The sequence below is a fragment of the Gemmatimonadota bacterium genome (assembly GCA_009841265.1).
Lineage (GTDB): Bacteria > JAAXHH01 > JAAXHH01 > JAAXHH01 > JAAXHH01 > JAAXHH01.
The window spans coordinates 203,445-223,129 of sequence record VXMB01000014.1 but is presented as its reverse complement, the minus strand read 5'-3'; the positions used below and the strand labels follow the sequence as shown (position 1 = coordinate 223,129).

General features: G+C 63.2%; 16 protein-coding genes and 1 pseudogene. 13 read left to right on the top strand and 4 right to left on the bottom strand.

The window, feature by feature from the left end; all coding sequences use genetic code 11:
• Window positions 1-62: 62 nt before the first annotated feature.
• From F4X08_13645 to F4X08_13630, 4 genes are read left to right on the top strand one after another with little or no spacing between them, the layout of a single operon-like run.
• Window positions 63-1,028 carry a PhoH family protein gene (locus F4X08_13645; protein MYD26842.1) on the top strand — a complete coding sequence of 322 codons (966 nt, stop codon included), beginning with the start codon at window positions 63-65 and terminating at the stop codon, window positions 1,026-1,028.
• A gap of 18 nt (window positions 1,029-1,046) precedes the next feature.
• A complete protein-coding gene (gene ybeY / locus F4X08_13640; protein ID MYD26841.1) occupies window positions 1,047-1,580 on the top strand; it encodes an rRNA maturation RNase YbeY in 534 nt (177 codons plus the stop codon).
• Window positions 1,573-2,895: an HlyC/CorC family transporter gene (locus tag F4X08_13635; protein ID MYD26840.1), complete on the top strand. Its 1,323-nt coding sequence runs from the start codon at window positions 1,573-1,575 to the stop codon at window positions 2,893-2,895. Before ybeY ends, F4X08_13635 begins: the two co-directional genes overlap by 8 nt.
• Window positions 2,888-4,429, top strand: coding sequence for a sulfatase-like hydrolase/transferase (locus F4X08_13630; protein ID MYD26839.1), 1,542 nt, complete (start codon window positions 2,888-2,890; stop codon window positions 4,427-4,429). Before F4X08_13635 ends, F4X08_13630 begins: the two co-directional genes overlap by 8 nt.
• 14 nt (window positions 4,430-4,443) lie before the next feature.
• Here F4X08_13630 and F4X08_13625 read toward each other — a convergent pair whose 3' ends face one another.
• From F4X08_13625 to F4X08_13610, 4 genes are all read right to left on the bottom strand, one after another.
• Entirely contained in the window at window positions 4,444-6,816 is a 2,373-nt protein-coding gene (locus tag F4X08_13625; GenBank protein MYD26838.1) for a GWxTD domain-containing protein, read from the bottom strand.
• Between the two features lie 38 nt (window positions 6,817-6,854).
• Window positions 6,855-9,497, bottom strand: coding sequence for a tetratricopeptide repeat protein (locus tag F4X08_13620; GenBank protein ID MYD26837.1), 2,643 nt, complete (start codon window positions 9,495-9,497; stop codon window positions 6,855-6,857).
• A 75-nt stretch (window positions 9,498-9,572) separates the two neighbouring features.
• Complete coding sequence (locus tag F4X08_13615; GenBank protein MYD26836.1) at window positions 9,573-10,136, bottom strand: hypothetical protein; 564 nt, start codon at window positions 10,134-10,136, stop codon at window positions 9,573-9,575.
• Window positions 10,137-10,209: 73 nt separating this feature from the next.
• Entirely contained in the window at window positions 10,210-10,920 is a 711-nt protein-coding gene (locus F4X08_13610) for a hypothetical protein (GenBank protein MYD26835.1), read from the bottom strand.
• Between the two features lie 232 nt (window positions 10,921-11,152).
• On the opposite strand from F4X08_13610, the gene nifS reads away from it, so the two are divergent.
• The 9 genes and pseudogenes from nifS to F4X08_13565 all read left to right on the top strand — a co-directional run bounded on the left by nifS (window position 11,153) and on the right by F4X08_13565 (window position 19,555).
• The gene (nifS, locus tag F4X08_13605) at window positions 11,153-12,316 is read left to right on the top strand and encodes a cysteine desulfurase NifS (protein MYD26834.1); all 1,164 of its coding nucleotides are present in this window, start codon (window positions 11,153-11,155) and stop codon (window positions 12,314-12,316) included.
• 10 nt (window positions 12,317-12,326) lie between these two features.
• Entirely contained in the window at window positions 12,327-12,710 is a 384-nt protein-coding gene (locus F4X08_13600) for an iron-sulfur cluster assembly scaffold protein (GenBank protein MYD26833.1), read from the top strand.
• Window positions 12,710-13,972, top strand: a complete 1,263-nt coding sequence (gene mnmA / locus F4X08_13595) for a tRNA 2-thiouridine(34) synthase MnmA (protein MYD26832.1) — start codon at window positions 12,710-12,712, stop codon at window positions 13,970-13,972. The genes F4X08_13600 and mnmA overlap by 1 nt, the downstream gene beginning before the upstream one ends.
• Window positions 13,929-14,993, top strand: coding sequence for a hypothetical protein (locus F4X08_13590; protein ID MYD26831.1), 1,065 nt, complete (start codon window positions 13,929-13,931; stop codon window positions 14,991-14,993). The genes mnmA and F4X08_13590 overlap by 44 nt, the downstream gene beginning before the upstream one ends.
• Before the next feature lie 18 nt (window positions 14,994-15,011).
• Window positions 15,012-15,926, top strand: a complete 915-nt coding sequence (locus F4X08_13585) for a lysophospholipid acyltransferase family protein (GenBank protein MYD26830.1) — start codon at window positions 15,012-15,014, stop codon at window positions 15,924-15,926.
• A 224-nt stretch (window positions 15,927-16,150) separates the two neighbouring features.
• A pseudogene (locus F4X08_13580) lies at window positions 16,151-16,609 on the top strand (hypothetical protein).
• An 18-nt stretch (window positions 16,610-16,627) separates the two neighbouring features.
• Window positions 16,628-17,719, top strand: a complete 1,092-nt coding sequence (gene waaF, locus F4X08_13575; protein ID MYD26829.1) for a lipopolysaccharide heptosyltransferase II — start codon at window positions 16,628-16,630, stop codon at window positions 17,717-17,719.
• A 12-nt stretch (window positions 17,720-17,731) separates the two neighbouring features.
• The gene (locus F4X08_13570; GenBank protein MYD26828.1) at window positions 17,732-18,691 is read left to right on the top strand and encodes a carbohydrate kinase family protein; all 960 of its coding nucleotides are present in this window, start codon (window positions 17,732-17,734) and stop codon (window positions 18,689-18,691) included.
• Between the two features lie 129 nt (window positions 18,692-18,820).
• Entirely contained in the window at window positions 18,821-19,555 is a 735-nt protein-coding gene (locus F4X08_13565; GenBank protein ID MYD26827.1) for a hypothetical protein, read from the top strand.
• Window positions 19,556-19,685: the final 130 nt, after the last annotated feature.

Sequence of the window (19,685 nt, the reverse complement as noted above, 5' to 3'; positions counted from 1 at the left end):
CCTGACCGTACAGTCGGAACAGGCCGGCGAATCGCACCGTACAAGCATCGACCTTCCAATATATGCCATCATTGAAAAACACGGTTACGCAACGCCTGTCCGCCAAGGGCATCGATCCCCTCGCGCTCTACGGCCAGTTTGACTCCAGGCTGCGCGCCATCGAAAGCGAATTCGACGCCAAAATCACCGCCCGGGGTGAAGAGGTCGTGATCACGGGCAAGGCGGAAGAGGTAAGGCAGATCACCCGTGTGCTGCGCGAAATGATCAAGTCCGTCCAGCAGGGCCGGACCAAGGAAGTGGATGACATCATCCGGGCAACGCGCACCGGGACGAAAAGCGGAGAGGATCAGGGATCGGATTACGGCGATTCCATCGACGTGCTCTCCCGGCGGGAACGGATCCGGGCTCGGAGTCCCAATCAACAGAAGTACGTGGACCAGGTTCGCAAGTGCGATATCGTCTTCTCCATCGGACCCGCGGGCACGGGGAAGACCTACCTGGCCGTCGCCATGGCCATTTCGGCTCTCCGCCACGGAGAAGTCGACCGGATCGTGCTGGCGCGGCCGGCCGTTGAAGCGGGAGAGAGTCTCGGCTTTCTGCCCGGAGACCCGCGGGAAAAAGTGGACCCGTACCTGAAGCCGCTTTACGACGCGCTGCACGACATGATCCCGAACCACAAGGCCGGGCGGCTCATCGAAGACGGGACCATTGAGATCATCGCCATGGCGTACATGCGCGGCCGTACGCTGAACAACGCCTTTGTCATACTCGACGAGGCCCAGAACACGACGACGGCGCAGATGAAGATGTTCCTGACCCGCCTGGGCGCGAACTCCAAGGCGATCATCACGGGGGACATCACCCAGATCGACTTGCCCGAGGAAAAGGTTTCCGGACTGGTACACGTGCAGGAAGTGCTCGCGGACATCCGCGGGATCTCCTTCGTATACCTGACGGAGACGGACGTGGTCAGGCACCGGCTCGTCCAGGACATCATCAAGGCCTATGAACGCCATGAAAACCCGTAATTCCACCCGCGACGACACTTGAATATCGAGATCGAAACCGTCCTGCCCGCGCCGGACATCCCGCGCGAGGCGTTATGGACCGCAGTCTGCCGGGTACTCCGGGGCGAAGGCCGGGATCGTGCGGCCGTGACCGTGGTACTGGTCGATGACCCTTATATCCGGAAGTTGAATCACAAGTACCGCCATCTGGATCGCGCAACGGACGTGCTGTCGTTCGGCATGGACGACGATCCCGGATCCGAAGGGGAAACCCTGGGCGACGTTTACGTATCCGTCGACCGGGCCCGGGAACAGGCCACCCGTCATCACGTGTCCCTGGACGACGAGCTGCACCGGCTCGTGGTCCATGGGTGCCTGCACCTGCTGGGATATGACCACCACACCGCTTCACAGCGCAAAGTGATGCGGGAGAAGGAGCGGGTCTATTCTGCGGATGCGGCGGCCAGCTTCACCCGGGCCGACCAGGCCGTACTAGCCACCCGGGCTGACCGGGCTGGCCAGGCTGACCGCGGGATTCCGGAAGGTCAAGTGGGAGAAAAACGTTGTGGATGACGACATTCCCCTATTGGTCGAATGGCTTGTCCTCATTGGGTGCACCCTCTACGCCATGCTCCTGACCGGAGCGGAATCCGCGTTTTCCAGCCTGCCTAAAAACACGCTCCAGGAACTCAAGGCCGCCCACGAGGGCGGACAGTCCAGCCGCGTTACCCGGTGGCTGGACAACCAGGAACGCCTTTTCACCACCCTGCTGATCGGGAAGATCATCACCACGGCCGGCGTCGTGGTCTCCGTGGTGGCGCTGTTCCTGACCCCGCCGCTCACCGACTGGTTCGGCTCGACACTGACGCTGACCCTTTCCGGACTGTGCGCCATCGGGCTCCTTTTGGTACTCATCGAATGGCTGCCGAGACTGTTCGTGTCGCACTATTCCGACCCGACCGTCCGCGTCTCTGCCGTACTCGTCCTCATCAGCTACTGGCTGTTCTGGCCGCTGATCACGCCGCTGCTGCTCGTCAACCGGCGCATGGCGCGCGGGGGGCTCTTCAGCAGCGGACGCAATCCTTACTGGCTCGACGACGAACTGCACCGGGTGCTCGAACTGGAAGAAACCCACGAACTGAAACCCGACGACAAGGAGATGATCAGCAGCATCATCGAAATGCACGACACCAACGTGCGCGAGGTGATGGTCCCGAGAGTGGACATGGTGTGCGCCGAGCGATCCAGGCCCATACCGGAACTGCTGGAGCTCATCCGCGAGATGGGACACTCCCGGATTCCGATCTACGGCGATTCCGTCGACGATATCGTGGGCGTGGTCTACGCCAAGGACCTGCTCCAGCTGGGCGAAGACCCGGATGGGGAGAAGGACCTGGACGGGCTGCTTCGCCCGCCCTACGTCGTGCCGGAGACCAAGAAAGCCGCCGAGCTGCTGAAAGAGTTCCAGCAGGAGAAGATCCACCTGGCCATCGTCGTGGACGAACACGGGACCACCGCGGGCCTGGTGACCCTGGAGGACCTGCTCGAAGAGATCGTCGGCGAGATACAGGACGAGTACGACGACGAGGACCCCATGTACGAGGCGACGCCCGACGGCTCGTACATCGTCCACGCCCGGCTCAACATCGATACGCTGAACGACATCCTGGACCTCGATATCACGCCGGACGGGTACGAAACCGTCGGTGGCCTGATCTTCAATGAGCTCGGCCGGGTGCCCGAACCCGGAGAGGAAGTGCCGTTCCGAAACGCCCGGATCGTGGTGCGCGAAGTCGAAGGCCAACGCATCATCAAGGCGGAAGTGATCCGGCTGCATCCTCCGTCCGAAGAGGACGACGACGGCGAGATGGAGGACCGCGTTGCCTAGCCCGCCTGGCCCGTCTAGCCCGCCTGGCTCGTCAAGCCCGCCCAGTCCGGACCGCCCCAACATCATCCTCATCATGACGGACCAGCAGCGAATCGATACGATCCGCGGCTGGGACCAGCCCCACATGATCACCCCGGCCCACGACCGGCTGGTCGCCGAGGGGGTTTCCTTCCGGCAGGCCTACTGCCCGGGCGCCACCTGCGTGGCCTCGCGGGCCGCCATATTCACTGGCATGTACCCCCACAACACGGGCGTCTACAGTTTCCAGCCCTGGGGCCGTCACCGCAACTGGGTGAAGGACCTGGCGGAAAGCGGCTACTGGTGCGCCAGTATCGGCAAGATGCATTTCATGCCCCGGGACATCCCCGGCGGGTTCCACGAGCGGGTCGTCGTCGAGAACCCGACCGGGATGAGCCTGGCCGGCGGCGGCGCGGACGACGACTGGGGCCGGTATATGACCTTCCACGGCGTGGAGCGGCCCAACGACCGCCACCTGACCGACCCCGACTGGTGGACCAGACTGCAGGGCGTGCCGTGGCACGAGGAGGAGCGCTTCCACAGCGACGTCTTCATCGGAAACTCGGCGCTCAACTGGATCCGCAGCCACCGCGGCAAAAAGCCCTTCTTCCTCGAAATCGGATTTACGGGTCCCCACGAACCCTGGGACCCGCTCCCCCGTCACCTCGCCCTGTACGACGATGTCGAGATACCCATGCCGGTGACCCGGGAGAACGAACTGGCGGAAAAGCCGCCCCAGCACGAAGCGCTGAAGAAGATGTTCTCCACGGCCGGCCACGAATCCGGCATCAACATGTACCTGGCCAACGACGAACGCATCGACCGCATGCGCCGGCACTACTACGCCAAGGTGACCACGGTGGACGAGAAGATGGGAGAGATCCTGGACGCCCTGGAGGAAAGGGGCTACCTGGACAACACCCTGGTCATCTTCTGCTCGGACCACGGCGAGAACCTGGGCGACCACGCCCTGGCCTACAAGTGGCTGATGTACGACACCATCACCCACATCCCCCTCATCATCCGCTACCCGGACCGCCGGCGAAGGGGCGACCACGTTAGCGACCTGGTCTCCCTCATGGACCTGGGTCCCACCATCCTCGAGGCGGCCGGCGTGCCGGTCCCCACCTACCTGGAAGGGCGGTCCTTACTGCCCTATGCCGACCCGGACTCCTCCGTCACGCCGCGGGACTACATCTTTTGCGAGGACAACTACCAGATCATGATGCGCAGCCCGACCCACAAGATGGTTTACTACATCGGCCAGGAGGAGGGGGAGCTATACGACCTGGTGGCCGATCCCTCAGAGCTGTGGAACCGGTGGGACGACGATGCGTATGCAGGGATCAAGGCGAAGATGAAGGAAGACCTGCTGGAATGGCTGGCGGCCAGCAACTACTGGCACGCCGGATACAAGCGGGACCGCTCCGCGCACTACAACGTGCGGTGGCCCACCGGGGACAACGTCAACCTGCAGGGGCCGGCCGCGGAGGACGCGGAGAAGCCGGGGTTGTAGGCCCCTTTGCCCCTTCAACCCTGGACCACGATGAAATCGACCGTCTTCGTGTCCTGCTGTCCGGTATGGAGATCCGTGACGGTCAGCGTCATGGTATAGGTCCCGGGATCCAGGTCCGCCGTTTCGATCGAGGTGTATTTGAAATCGTCCGGCGACGTGCCGCTGTCTTCGAAGGTCACGTAGGCCGTCTGGTCGTCGGACCGCTGGCTGACCATGCGCCCCAGGGCGGTGAGGAATCTGAGGACGACATTGCGCCGGGGTTCCCTGGCGGCAATCTCCAGCTCCGTACGAAATCCCGTCCGGCCCTCGGCATCCCGCTCCAGGTTGTAGATCTCGTAATAGATGAACACCGGCGTCGCACGGGAATAGAGGCGTGCGGGGTGGGGCGTGATGAACAGGCCGTTGCGGACGAGCAGTCCCGCCGCGTCGGTGGGAACGATGGATGCGGCGAGCTTTACATCGCTCAGCTGCATCCGGTCCGCGCTGTAGTCCGAGATCTGGAGCGGCGCGGTAAAGATGCCGTACTTCTGCGACAGCGAATCCCGCAGGGAAACCGCGGACCGGTACGCCCCGGGCCGCGCACTGAACCGGAACGCGCCCGTGCTGAGCTGCAGATTGTCCTTGGCCGACACGGGGCGGCGAAGCGGTCCCATCTTGAAGGGCATGGCCTGCACGTAGTTGAAGTCCATGTCCTGCAGGGCGATTCGGCCGGCCAGCCAGGTCCTTTCGCCGAGTCCGTCTTCCACGTTGCCCAGCTGGGCTGCGGGAAGGCTGTAGGCCACTTCCACGTCGGCCCGGTCGCCGGCACCTTTGAAAGAGGCCAATTGGTATACAAACGAAAGCGGCTCGCCGCCGTAGTCGTGCCGATGGGTTTCGGGTACTTTCCGGATGAGTTCTTCGGCCTGTTTCCTCGGCGTGTTCAGGAAGCTGTACGCGAGCCGGTCCGTTGCGCCGAAGTTGGTCGCCTGGGCCGGCAGATCGATCACCTCAAGCGGATAGTCGAACACCTTCGAATTCCGCTGATCCGTAAAGAAGATCTCCAGGCCGAAGGGAACGTAGACCCAGCTCTCCGTCGGGAATGCCACCGACTTGGTCTCGCGCCCGGCCCGTGTGCTGAATATGTCGAAGTCCTGGAGCGGCGCCCCGGTGCTGACCTGCATATCAATTCGCTGCCGGCTGGTTTCGCGAATCATGTCCACGGCCCGCATCCCGGTCGGGAAAATCGCGTTGACCACGTCTTCCCCGGATTTGAGGATGAACTGCTGTCGGTCGTCCGGATGACCGTACCGGACATAGATCTCGCCGCGGCGGTCCCACGGGTCCTTGCCCGTAGAAAAATGCAGCCTGGAGAAGATCACCCGGCGGTAGTGTTCCACCAGCCGTTCGTTGATCCGCGTCGTGGGATCGGGGTCACGGGCCGCCCAGTAGGTGTGCCACAACTTTTCCCTTTCCTGTTCCGGGGCTTCGAGAAAGGCTTCGGCTTCCTTCGAAGAGGCTACGATGGCCAGATCCTGGTACATGGCGACTTTACCGGGGTCGATTTCCGACAGGACCGCCACGTATCGCCTCATGGCCCGGTACGCGCGCACGTGCTGGTCCAGGGTATGGTACCTGTAGGCTTCGAGTTGTGCCGCCAGACCCTCGACCAGGGGATTGACGACCGAATCCTGGACCGCGGCGACCTGCTGCAGTTGCGCGTACCCCTTCTGGTACTCCCCCAACTCGACGGCGCAGGAGGCCAGGCGATGAACCGCTTCATCATGCGACGGATTCACGGATGCCTGCCTGGCATACCACTCCATCGCGGATTCCGGGTCGTCCTGGATCTCCTCGATGGCATATCCCAGTTGAAAGTAGGCATCGGGATGAGTCGGGTCCAACGCGATGGCGCGCCGGTAGGACGCGTCCTGGATCCTGTATTCCCGCTCGGCCGTGCGGGGCCGGAACAGCGCCATCCTGAGCTTTCCGTACGTGCGGCCGCGGTAGTAATGTATGTCCGCGATATCCGGCGCCAGTTTCTCGGCCTCGTCCAGGACCTCCCGCGCATCCTTCTTCTTGTCATTGAGAATGTAGACTCGTGCGAGTTGGATGAGGATTTCGGGGGAAGCACTGTCGATCTCCAGGGCTTCCTTTGCGGCGCGCTCGGCCTCGTCGTACTTTTCCAGCCGGTCCAGCGCGCTGCTCAGCCAAAGGTAAGCCACGGACGATCCTGGTTGCGCCGCGAGCAGATTTCTCAGCGTGGACTCCGCCCCCTGGAATTCGCCCTGGTCGTACTGTGCCCTGGCGCGATCCAGGAGGGACTCCGCCTCCTGGCCGGCAGCGGGCGGCAGCCAGGTGAATGGCATCAGCAGGACAAGCAGCACGGGGATTTTGCTCAGGGTTGACATATTGCGCCGTCCTTCAGCGCGCGGGTGTAAGCGGGAAGCTATTCCGTGTCCGCCTTGAATTCCGCGACCCGGTCATTGGTCACGACGAAGACTTTATGCCGCGTGGCGGTTTGTCCGGAATGCAGGTCCGTGACGCGAACCGTCATCTCGTAGGCGCCGGTGGGTGTGGCCCCCGTATCGATGGAAGTGTAACTGTACTCGTCCGGGCGGTTTCCTTCGTTCTCGAATACCATGAGCACGGACTGTTCGTTGTCCGTACGCCGAACCAGCCGGTCTATCCCCTTCAGAATACGCCAGAAGAGGTTCTGCGGCCGGTCCTTGTTCTTCACTTCCAGTTCCACCCGGTAAGCGGTTCGACCGGACTCGGACAGGGCGAGGTTGTAGATCTCGTAGTAGAAGTGGACGGGGTCGGTGCGCTGGTACATGCGCGCCGGATTGGGTACGATTTCAAGTCCGTTGCGCACGAAGGGGCCGTGGGTTGAATCGGCCGGTGCGATGGATACCGCCAGCTTGATATCGCTCAACACCAGCGCGTCTCCGGCGTAATCGGGAACGGCATAGGCCTGTTCGTATATGCCGATGCGCCGGGTTGTCTCGTCCTGGACTTCTATGGCGGCATGGAAACTGCCGGGAGGCGCTTCCATCTCCATCATGCCTGTATGAAGTTCGATACCCGGACCGTTCCCGGACGCCGGTACGAGCGGCCGGTCGATGGGTCCGATACGCCTGGAAGTCTGGGCCACGCGGTTGTAATCGTCATCATGAAACACCATGTGGCCGTCAAACCACGTGCGCAATCCCTGCCCGTCATTCACCGTTTCCAGTTGTTCGGCCGGGACCATGTAGGCGGTTTCCACTTCGGCCAGGCCGTCCCGGCCCTTGTATGACACGATGTCGTACATGAACCGCAGCGGTCCACCGCCGTAGTTGAACTGGTAAGACTCCGGAGTCTGCTCAATCAATGCGGCCGCGATACGCCTGGGATGATACTTGTCCTGGACGACGGCTTCGGCGATGTTCGTCTCGTGCACCTGCAGTGGAAAGTCAAACTTGCCGACCCCAACCTGGTCGACGAAGAACAACTCGAGATCGTGCTCGAGGTATACCCAGCTTTCGGCGAGGAAGCCCAGTGATTGCGCCCTGGTGGACCCGGCCTGAACGGGATCCGAATTGCTGAATCCCCCTCTAACCGCGGACGAAACGATATTTGAATAGTCATCCTGCTGTGCTTCCAATTCCGGCAGGTAGTCCCCGGCATCGGGATCTCGGGTGCCGCGCGTTGCCGGGTCGCTCCAAGTCATGCCGGCGTTATCGACCTTCAGGCGATACCGCAATATGAAGTTGCGCTCCCGGATCGCATCGATACGGGCGTCGCCGGTCGGCTGGTAGTTTTTCATGGCGTTCTCGCCGGTCTGCATGATGAAGTGCTGCAGATCGTCCGGTTCGCCGTACCGGATATAGATCCCGCCGCGGCGATCCCACGGCTGCTGACCCCTGGAGAAATGCTCCCGCGCGTGCATGACCCGCCGGTAGTGTTCCACGAGCCGCTCGTTCACGGCGGTGGCCGGTTTCGGATCGCGGGCCGCCCAGAACCTGCGTCTGAATTCCGCTTTCGCTTCTTCCGTTTCCAGCGCCTGGTATTGCCGGAATTCTTCCTCCGCTGTCACGTAGGCCAGGTCCATGTAGTGCGCGCGTACCTCCGGCGCCGCGCCGGCCAGGAATTCCCCGTAGGCCTGGTCCGCTTCGGCGTATCGGCTCTGGGACTGCAACGACGTGGCCCTGAGCTTGTTGATCAAAGTATGCACGTAGTCCGGCACGGCGTTCCCGTGGGCTTCGACCACCTGCGTCAGGAGGTCTATGCCGCCCTGGAACTGCTTGAGCATGTAACTGCATCGCTCCAGGTGGTCGAGCGCATCGCGGTGATCCGGTTTTACCATCAACTGCCGGTAGAAGAGGGCCAGCGCCTTCTTGTAATCGCGAGAGGGGTTTTCGTAGGACAGCCCCAACCGGTAGTAGGCGTCCGGGTGCAGGGGATTCGCCGCCGCCGCCCGGCCGAAGGATCTCCGGGCCTGCATCACGTAGAGCGGCGCCGCGGGATCTCTCTTGCTCTGGGCCATGTACGAGATGCCCAGGTAGTAGTGCACTTCGGAGTGTTCCGGATCGTAACGGAGGGCCTGCTTGAGGCTCTTGCGCGCGTCGACCATGCGGTTCTTCATGCGCATGTACGTCCGGCCCAGGGCGAGGTGCGCATCCGGGTTCTTCCGGTCGTGCCGCACGGCGATTCGCAGTTGTTTCGCCGCTTCCCGGTCTTCCCCGAGTTCATAGTGGCTGACGCCCAGCCAGTACCGGGCTTCCCCGGACCTGGACTTGAGGCGGACCGCCTCCTCGAAGACTGTTTTGGCTTCCTCGAATTTCCGTTGATCGTAGAGGGATATGCCTTCTGCCAGAAGGGCATCCAGCGTAGCGCCCAAGCTGGCCGGCTCGACCGACTCGGTCGGCATGGCTGGCATGGCTGGCATGGCTGGTCCGTGTTCGGGCTGTGTATTCGATGCCGTCGCGTCCGCGATGGGACTCATCAGGCAACAGGACAGCAGGAATCCGGCCAGAGTACGACAAAGGAGCGGTCGAGGAGACAGGGCGGACATAAGATCAGCGGGGGGATCGATTTGGTTGGATGACAAGCGGTTCCCGGTCGCACGGGATTCGGCTTGTCCAGACCCTGATTGAATATCCCGGCTGGAGGGCCTGGTGTCAAGTTAAATCCGGGGATGAGACACGGGGCGGGCGACGGCCTGGACGACCCGCAGCATACGCGCATACGGCGTGTCCTGTTTTTCCGCAAGGAGGACCCGCACGTTGAACACGCACCCCCGTTGCGGATCGTCCAGGCACAGGCGAATCCTCGCACCGATTCTCTGGCATAGTACGGCGGGCAGCAGTTCCGCGATTGGATTCAGATCGACGGCCAGGTTGAGCCCCGCTTCCGACAACCGGTCGACGATCCGGAAGGAAGGCAGGCCGAACCACCATCGGGCGCTCCGGTCCAACGGCACCACGGTGATGCGTGCATCCGACGGGTCGCAAAACTCGACGGATCGCGGTTCGCCGACCACGAAAACGACCTCCGCGTCCAGGCACGCAACCAGTTCGGGGATGATCTCGGCCGCTTCACGGGCTTCTTCGGAGCTCGACGGGAGGCAGATCAACAACCGGACCGGCCGGTTGCGGATGTCGGACAGGTTGAACGCGGCGTTACGGTATCGGCCCCACCAGGTATGCAAGCCGTAAATCCAGCGGTCTCTGAGGGACATCCCCGCCATAAGTGGTTACCCGGGTTGACGCGAGTACTGCTGACGTGATTCCGTCGGGCGCGGCCGAAGCCTGGTTCCGGCGCTATTCCTGCTCTTCGCCCTTCTTGCGGATGTCGTAATTGCCGTACATCTGACGGACCATGTCGTTGCTCAGGTTTACAATGGCACTTTCGACCGATGCGGCATATTCTCTCTGGCCTCTGCTGAAGAACCCGATTCTCTCAGAAGCGATGCCGATGCCCGATGCCATGACGGATGCGTACTGGATCATCTCCGTGTCATAGAACATCAGTTCGACCGTGATCGCCGTGTTTCCCCGGGCGTCATCCTGAAACGGACCTTCTTCCTTGTTCAGCGCTACCATGGCCGCGGTCACCCTGGGAATCATGACGAGGTCGAGTGCGCTTTCCTCGATCACTACGCCCGTAGGTTGCGCATCCAGTATCGTTACCCGCGAGAAAACACGGTTCGCTGATTTCGTGATGATCGATTCGAGGGATTCACCGATTTCAAAGATGTATTTGTCGAGATCTGACCTGTCATCGATGACGAACTGGCTGACTTCCTCGGGGATGTACACGCCGACACGCAAATCCACGGGTCTGGCAATATTGGCCGAAGGGCCGATGTTGGGATTCAACTGGATGCTGTGGGTACATCCCGTCAAAAGGACGATCGCCACCAGTCCAGCCGCTGTTTTCAATACATGCATGTGCCGCTCCTCCCTGGTACGTCCATCCGCTCCGGGGAAATCCGCACCCCTGGCAAACGCCTTGAGAGCGTACTCGCGCATACCTTCTCAAGCTTTATGAAAACTACGGATTCCCGAACGAAAAGTCAAGCGGCTACGGCGAATATCCACCGGCCGCGCACGCGCCGTGAAACCCCGATAACACTTGACATTTCAATGGATTATCTCTAATTTCAAAGACCGTTGACGTGACGGAAGAAGCCGTTTTCAGAACGTCTTGAATGATCGATGAACGGGGCTGGATTCCACCCCTTTCCCGGAGAGCGCCCTCCTCATGGCGAGCATCTACCTGGATCATAACGCGACCACGCCGGTCAGGTCCGAAGTCTTCGATGTCATGGAACCCTTCTTCAGAAACCGGTTCGGCAACGCGTCGAGCATCCACCGGTACGGACAGGATGCGCGTGCGGCCGTGGAAGAGGCACGGGCCCGGGTGGCCGGCCTGGTGAACGCACGGCCCGGCGAGATCTATTTCACCAGCGGCGGCACCGAGTCCGACAACCTGGCGATCAAGGGAACCGCCTACGCACGCAGGGCCTGCGGCAGGCACATCATCACGACGAACATCGAACATTCGGCCGTGCTGAACAGTTGTGCTTTTCTCGAGCGGGAAGGTTTTAAAGTAACCTACCTTCCCGTGGACGAATTCGGCCGGGTCGATCCGGGACAGGTGGAGGACGCCCTGACCGGCCAGACGATCCTGGTCAGTATCATGCACGCGAACAATGAGATCGGCACGGTCCAGTCCGTGGGCGAAATCGGAAGGATCGCCCGGGCGCGCGGCGTGTGCTTCCACACGGACGCGGTGCAGTCCGCCGGCAAGCTGCCGGTCGACGTGGAAGCGATGGGCGCGGACCTCCTTTCGCTTTCGGGCCACAAGATCTACGGCCCAAAGGGGGTGGGGGCCATCTACATCCGCAAGGGCGTCGATATCGAACCCACAGCCCACGGCGGCCATCATGAAAACGACGTGCGATCCGGCACGGAGAATACCGTGGGCATCGTGGGACTGGGCAAGGCCGCCGAACTGGCGGCCGAAGAGCGGGAAAGTGAATACCGGCATCTGTCCGGAATGCGCGATGCCCTGGAAGCGCGCATCCGGGTCGAGATCGAGGGCGTGCGGGTGAACGGGCATCCGGAACGGCGCCTGCCCGGCACGCTGAACGTGTCCTTCCCCGGCGCGGAAGGCGAATCGCTGATCATGAGCCTGGATCTCGCGGGCATCGCCGTGTCCACCGGATCGGCCTGCACTTCGGGCGCCATCGAACCGTCCCACGTGCTGCTGGCGCTGGGCAGGGACCCGCGCACCGCCCTCGGTTCGGTCCGGTTCAGCTTCGGGCGGGACAATACCATGGGGGACGTGGACTGCGTCATGGACAGCCTGCCCGGCATCGTAGCCCGCCTCCGCGAAGTTTCCGCCGCGCAGGTGCCCGGTTGAGGCGCGTTTCATGTACTCATCCACCGTAATGGACCACTTTCACTCACCCCGCAACGTGGGGGATCTTCCCGACGCGGACGGCGTGGGCAACGCCGGAAACCCCATCAGCGGGAATACCATTGCATTGTATTTGAGGATCGCGGACGGGACCGTCACGGACGCGAAGTTCAGGACCTTCGGCTGTGCGGCGTCTATCGCGGCGAGCAGTATGGTCACCGAATGGGTGATCGGCAGGACGACCGAAGAGGCCGCGTCCATCGAAAACCATACGATCGCGGATGCCCTGGGTGGACTTCCGCCTACCAAGATGCACTGCTCCGCCATGGCCGCGGACGGCGTGCGGACGGCGATCGAGGATTACCGGTCAAGGCACGGTCAGGAAAGCGTGATATGATGCCGGCGTCAACTCATTCTTCTGTCCGCGGCGAAGACGCCACGGCTTCCGCTTTCGATCCCAAGGTCAACCGGCTGCCGCCGGCAGGATCGAAAGTCGTCGTGGCCATGAGCGGTGGTGTGGACAGCTCGGTGGCGGCCGCGATGCTCAAGGAAGCGGGCTGCGAGGTCATCGGCGTCACGATGCACCTGTGGGACTACGACCGCGTGGGCGGCAATGCGCAGTTCGAACACGGCTGCTGCACGGTCGAGGACCGCAACGACGCGCGGGTCGTGGCCGGCAGGCTCGGCATCCCCTACTACGTGGTGGATTTCCGCGAGGAGTTCGAGCGGGGTGTCATCTCCAATTTCGTCTCTGAGTACTTGCAGGGTCGCACGCCCAATCCCTGCGTCGCCTGCAACAGCCGGGTGAAGTTCGGCGTGCTGCTCGACCGGGCCCGTGAACTCGGCGCCGACTACGTGGCGACCGGACACTACGCCCGGGTGGCGCTGGATGGAACGGCGGACGAGGCGGGACAGGTAGACAATGGGGACCGGGCGGGCCAGGCTGACCAGGCGGGCCGCTTGGTCTTGAAGCGGGGCATCGATCGAAACAAGGACCAGTCCTACGCCCTGTGGGAGATGACCCAGGAAGAGCTGGCCCGGACCGCCTTCCCCGTCGGCATGCTCACGAAGGCGCAGACGCGGGAAATCGCCGAACGACTCGCGCCGCGGGTGGCCGCCAAAAAGGACAGCTACGAGATCTGCTTCATCCAGGACCGGGGCCATGAGAGGTTCCTCAGGGAGTGGACGGCGAATCACCCTGTGGATACAGACGAGGGGCTGCTGGCCATTGAGGACCCCATACGGCCGGGACCGATCGTGGACACGAACGGCCAAATCCTGGGTGAGCACCGGGGGCATCCCCTCTACACGATCGGGCAGCGCAAGGGGCTTGGCCTGGCCGCGGGACGCCCGGTGTACGTGGTCGACATCCTGCCCGATACGAATACCATCGTGGTGGGCGACGACGAGGATCTCCTCAGCGACCGGCTCATCGCGGACGGGGTCAACTGGCATACCGCGGATGCCCCGGCGGGAGAGGTCCGCGGCCAGGCCAAGATCCGGTACCGGCAGGAAGCGACGCCCGCGGTCATCACGCCCTGCGAACCCGGCGTCGTGCGGGTAGACTTCGAGTATCCCCAGCGGGCGGTCACGCCGGGACAGTCCGTCGTGTTCTATGACGGCGAGACGGTCCTGGGAGGCGGCATCATCCGCGAATGAGGTCGTTATGCGCTTCAATGGGGTGCCTGCGCGAATTTCCAGCTATCTACGTTCCTGGTGCCTTGGATTGGCCTGCAGCGTGCTTTTGCTGCTGCCGGGTTTCGGAGCGGTCGCGGAAGAATCCGTGAGAATCGCCGACGGCGTTCGATATACCTTCGAACCCGCCGACGCCCCCTTCGTGGAACACGTGCTGGGCATCGTGCGCGAGGCGTCGCCTCATCTGCGCGCCACGCTGGGCCTGCCCGCGGCCGATACCATCCACGTCCATATCGCCCCCACGCAGGAAGACTTCCTTACCTATACGCCCGGCGCCATACCCGATTGGGGCGCGGGCTACGCCGTGCCGCACCGAAGGCTCGTGGTGCTCAGGTCTCCCCGGATAACCGGTACGTACGACGGATCCGAAGAACTCGTGGTGCACGAACTGGCCCACGTGATGCTGCACAGCGCGCTCCGCGGCGCGGATATTCCCCGCTGGCTGGACGAGGGGTTCGCGATGCACATGGCGCGGGAATGGGGTTTCTGGGACCGGGCGTCCCTGGTGGTCGCCGTCGTATCGGGAAACCTGGTTCCCCTGGGCGCCATCCAAGGCGTGAACAGGTTCCCCGAACATCGGGCCCATCTGGCCTACCAGCAAAGCGCCCTCGCCGTGCAGTACATACTCAGGAGCTACGGCGAAGCGGGACTGCACGCCCTGTTCGACAGCCTGAGGCGGAACGGGTCCATCGACCGGGCCTGTTTCGAGACTTTCGGTGTGAGTGTCGTGGAGTTCGAACGGGACTGGCTGGCATTCATGGAACGCAACTACGGCTGGCGCATGTTACTCGGCGAAAGCCTGTCCCTCGTGATCGCGCCCCTGTTCGGCGTGCTTTGCCTGCTTGCGTTCCTGCAGATCCGAAGGCGGAGACGGGCCACGCTGCGCCGCTGGGCAAGCGAGGAAGTCGACGACTGGCGCACGGACGATGACGACTGGCGGAGGAAGAACGAAGAGTGGGTCATGTCCAGGGAGCGGGATGAATGAGCGTGCGCTCATGAAAGCATGTTTCGAATGAAGCTGTCGCATCGGCTCGAATACGCGGGACTTCGGGTGTTGATGTCGCTGACCAGGCGGCTTGCGCCTGCCTGCGCATCTCGGGTGGGCGATGTACTCGGGGCACTGGTCTTTCACGTGACCGGCATGAGGAAGAAGCTGGTCAGGGAGCACATGGCCCGGGTCTTCGGGATGACCGGGGATTCCGAGGAGCTCAGGGCCATGTCCCGGTCCGTCTACCGCCAATTGGGCCGTACCGCCGTGGAACACGCCCGCCTGCTCGCGGGGAGGACGGCGGATCTGCGGGACCGGCTCGCCGTCTCGGGAGAAGCGCATATCGCCCATGCCCGCGAGAGGGGCCGCGGGGTCATACTGATCACCGGCCATTTCGGTTACTGGGAGTTGCTTGGCGCGACGGTCGCAATACTCGGCTATCCCATTACCGTCGTCTCGAAGAAGCTGCACAATCCCGCCGTCGATCGCCTGGTGCACGCGGGACGCGAGCGGTTGGGCATGGCGGTAGCCACGATGGACAAAGCGCCGGCCGCCGTCTTCAGGGCGCTTCGGCGCAACGAATGCGTCGGGTTGCTCGCGGACCAGGACGCGGGGGCCGGCGGGGTGTTCGTCGATTTTCTGGGAACGAGGGCGTCCACCTACCAGGGACCGGCGCTTTTCGCGTTGCGCACGGGCGCTCCCATCGTGCCGTGTTTCATCATTCGATCCGGCCCGGAACGGCACCGAGTCTGTTTCGAAACCCCGATCGAAGCGATTCCGACCGGTGACGAACCGGGCGACATCGCACGGATTACCCAGGCCTACACGGACGTGTTGGCCCGGTACATCATGGATTATCCCGATCACTGGTTCTGGGTACACCGGCGGTGGAAGACCCCGGCGCCCGACGATACAAATCACGAAAAGTAAAGGAGACCCCTTCCATGCCACGCCACCCGGTCATCGCCATTTGCATCGTATTGCTGTTCGGTATCTCCGCGGCCTGCGGAAACGGAGGAGAACAGTCCGCACCACGGTCGCCGGAACCGCCGGCAGATCCTCCGCCGCTGGTGGCGGCGCCTGCTGTCGCGGAGCGTCCGGACGCCCCTGGCGCGGCGCCGGCGAACGCCCAGCAGCAATCGACAACGGGCGAAGCCGCGGGGGTCGCCTGGACCGTGCCCGCGCGATGGGAGGCGCAACCGCCCCGGATGATGCGCGTGGCGACCTATCTGATCCCGAAGGACGCCGATGACGACGAACCGGGCGAGTGCGCCGTGTTCTATTTCGGCCGTGGGCAGGGAGGCAGTGTCGACCTGAACCTGCAGCGTTGGCGGGAACAGTTCGAGACGGATACGGGCGGTCAGCCGGCACTGGCCGAGCGGAAGTCGACCATCAACGGCCTGTCCGTGACCACGGTTTCCCTGGCGGGGACGTACCTCGCCTCCATGGGCCCCATGTTCCAATCCGGCGCCGTTAAAAAACCGGGCTACCGGATGCTCGGCGCCATTATCGAGGCGCCGGAAGGCAACGTGTTCGTCAAGCTCACCGGACCGGAAAAGACCGTCCTCAGCGCGGATGGCGAGTTCCAGGCGTTCCTGAATTCGCTGAAGTAAAATAACTGCGCGAGGCCCTTGAGTCCGTGCGGGCCCCCTGCGTCCGCGTTCCGACGAGGCATCTTGAGCGGGTTGAGCATACTTGTCATACAAACCGCATTCGTGGGCGACCTCGTTCTGTCCACCCCATTATTCGAAGCGGCCAGGACACGGCTGGGTGCCGACCGTGTCGGCGCCGTCGTGCGGCCCGAAACGGCGAACCTGCTTCGGAACAATCCCCACGTCGACGATATCGTCGCCTACGACAAGCATGGCGCACAAAAAGGACCCCTGGAACTGCTTCGCCTCGCCCGCAGGCTGCGCGGCGCCGGCTACGATGCGGCGTTGATCCCCCACCGATCCTTAAGAAGCGCACTGCTGGGTTTCCTGGCGGGCATACCCGTCCGGATGGGCTTCGATCGAAGCGCGGGCAGGCTGCTCCTGACAGACCGGGTCCCCTACCGGTCCGTCCACGAAGTCGACCGAAACCTTTCTCTTCTGGCTTCATGGAAAGTGGATACGGATGGGATTCGCCCGGCCCTGTACCCGGATGAAGAGGACCGGGTACGGGCGGATGCACTGATGCGGCAATCGGGCGTCGCACCGTCTGAACCACTGTGCGGCATCAGTCCCGGTTCGGTCTGGGCGACCAAGCGATGGCTCCCCGGCCGGTACGCCGCGCTGATCCGCCGGCTCGCTCGAGAATACGGATACCGTTCCGTGCTCTTCGGCAGTTCCGGGGACCGGCCGCTTTGCGCCGAAATCGCCGCCGAGTCCGGTGTCGGCCCGTTGAACGCGGCCGGCGCGTTGACCCTGCTGCAGTCGGCTGCGCTTGCCGCCCGTTGCTCCGCCGTGGTTTCAAACGACACGGGGATGGGCCACGTGGCCGCCGCCATGGATACGCCCGTCGTGGCCCTTTTCGGGCCCACGGTACCCGCCTTTGGGTTCGTCCCTCACGGACCGGGGCACCAGGTCGTCGAGACCCCCCTGGACTGCCGGCCGTGCAGTTCCCATGGCGGGAACCGGTGTCCCATCGGAACCCACGACTGCATGGGCGGCATCACCGTGGAGCGGGTGATCGATACCGTGGCCGTCCATCTCGGGAAACCCGGTCCGTCCGTGACAGACTGAACTGGAAACAACATGCGCGTCGGCATCATCGGCCTCATCAACCACGACACCATCTTCATGGCCGGCGGCCGCCGGATCCAGGACCTCGGCGGCATATTGTACAACACCACGGTAATGGCCGACCTCGTGGGCGAAGGCGACGCACTGTATCCCATCAGCCGCATCGGAACCGACTGTTACGACGCCATGCGCGCCATGCTTGACCCGCGCCCCGCCGTCAGCAACCGAGGCGTCCGCGTTTCACGAACGGGTACCAGCCGGAACCGGATTCGTTACGACGAAGACATGGAGAAAGTCGAGCAACTGACCAACCATATAGGTCCCATACCCTTCGAACAGATCGAACCGTTTCTCGATCTTGACGCCCTGCTGGTGAATTTCATCGTGGGCGACGATATCAGCCTGGAAACCATGGCGGCCGTGAGGGAAAGGGCCACCGGGTTGCTGTACCTGGACGTGCACAACCTGTGTCTGGGTATCGACGCGGAGGGTTACCGACGAAGACGGGCGCCCGGGGACTGGCACCGGTGGATCGAAATGTTCGACGTCGTTCAGATGAACGAAGTGGAGGCCCGTCTGTTGGCCGGCGTGCCCGGCGCAGGTGACCAGGCGGCGGGCAGATCAGGCCGTCCAAGCGGACCGCTGGAAGCAGAGGATGATTTCATTGCTTTCGGACGGTCCGTTACAGCGCTCGGTCCCACGGCATGCGTCATTACGCGGGGGCCGCTCGGTCCCGTCACGGTATACCGAACGGACGGGGAAACCAGGGTCATCGCCATCCCTTCCGAGCCGGTCCGGGAGGTCGTCGACACTACCGGATGCGGAGACGCATTCGCCGCCGGTTTCGTCGTCGAATACGCGGCTACGAAAAACCCGGTCGGTGCGACCCGTCTCGCGAATCGTGTCGCAAGTGTGAATTGTACCGTAGCGGGATTGCCGGAACCCGGCACGTTCTCCGATATTCGTTCGTGACGGGACAACGTTCCTGTTGGAGCGGGTGCCGGGAGGACGGTCTGCCTGCTCCTCCCTGGCGTATCTGCTGGCCCGTGGGGAACACCGTGGGCACGCGCTGATTCCAGCCCGTCCAAGAGGAGGGTTTTCATGTCCGAACCGGGCGAAAACGTCATCATACTCTTTCGAGGCGGTCGTCTGCCGGAATGGCATCAGCTGGACGAGACCCGGCGGACCGACTACGAGCGCCGGCACGTCGACCTTATGCTGTCGGTTGCCGACCGTCACGGCCTGATCGGCATCCACGGATACCGGCTGCTGGGGCCCCGTGGAAACTGGGAGCGGTTCTGGACCATTGAATTCCCGGACCTCGCCGGCGCGGAGGCCTGGATGATGGCCGAAGCGGAACCCCCGTACGGTCGCTACGGCTACTACGACTATACCCTTGCGCGCCGCTGGCAACCGGAGTGCCTCGACTGGCTGCCGTGCAAGGCCGAACCGCCGGTGCCCCCCGGCACCGATCCGCACATCATTCCAGCCCTTTCGGCCGATCCTTCGTCGATCGTCCTGCTGGCCTTCGGCGGACGGCACCGGGGCGCGGACGCGTACGATTCCGATGAGCAAGACGAAGAGAGATGGCGGCGCATGCGAAAGGTGGGCCGGGATTTCAGCCTCAACCACGGCGAGGTCTTCCAATTGATGGGCGCGAGCGACCGGGGCGAATTCGCCTGGATCCTGGAATTTCCCGGATTCGCCGGCATCGAGGCCTGGATCGACGCGGAGACGGCGCCGCCGCTGGCGGCCGGTCAGCGCCACGACTTCCACGTCGCCAGGCGCTGGGCGCCCGAATACTTCGCCACCTGGGCGGCGCGAAGGGGTGGGTGATGGGGACGAGCGTAAATTACGACACGGACCCGTTGTCGCCTACGTTGTCAAACGATTCACCTGCCGCATTATTCCCTTGGACGCGGCGTCCGGATCCGTCATTTTACAACGTCGAGCACCCCGAGACCTG

What these genes read in the sequence shown, in the direction of transcription:
- F4X08_13645 (MYD26842.1), top strand. Translation starts at nt 63, where the DNA reads ATGCCATCATTGAAAAACACGGTTACGCAACGCCTGTCCGCCAAGGGC.
- F4X08_13625 (MYD26838.1), bottom strand. Translation starts at nt 6,816, where the DNA reads ATGTCAACCCTGAGCAAAATCCCCGTGCTGCTTGTCCTGCTGATGCCA.
- F4X08_13615 (MYD26836.1), bottom strand. Translation starts at nt 10,136, where the DNA reads ATGGCGGGGATGTCCCTCAGAGACCGCTGGATTTACGGCTTGCATACC.
- F4X08_13610 (MYD26835.1), bottom strand. Translation starts at nt 10,920, where the DNA reads ATGCGCGAGTACGCTCTCAAGGCGTTTGCCAGGGGTGCGGATTTCCCC.
- nifS (MYD26834.1), top strand. Translation starts at nt 11,153, where the DNA reads ATGGCGAGCATCTACCTGGATCATAACGCGACCACGCCGGTCAGGTCC.
- F4X08_13600 (MYD26833.1), top strand. Translation starts at nt 12,327, where the DNA reads ATGTACTCATCCACCGTAATGGACCACTTTCACTCACCCCGCAACGTG.
- mnmA (MYD26832.1), top strand. Translation starts at nt 12,710, where the DNA reads ATGCCGGCGTCAACTCATTCTTCTGTCCGCGGCGAAGACGCCACGGCT.
- F4X08_13590 (MYD26831.1), top strand. Translation starts at nt 13,929, where the DNA reads ATGACGGCGAGACGGTCCTGGGAGGCGGCATCATCCGCGAATGAGGTC.
- F4X08_13585 (MYD26830.1), top strand. Translation starts at nt 15,012, where the DNA reads ATGTTTCGAATGAAGCTGTCGCATCGGCTCGAATACGCGGGACTTCGG.
- F4X08_13570 (MYD26828.1), top strand. Translation starts at nt 17,732, where the DNA reads ATGCGCGTCGGCATCATCGGCCTCATCAACCACGACACCATCTTCATG.
- F4X08_13565 (MYD26827.1), top strand. Translation starts at nt 18,821, where the DNA reads ATGTCCGAACCGGGCGAAAACGTCATCATACTCTTTCGAGGCGGTCGT.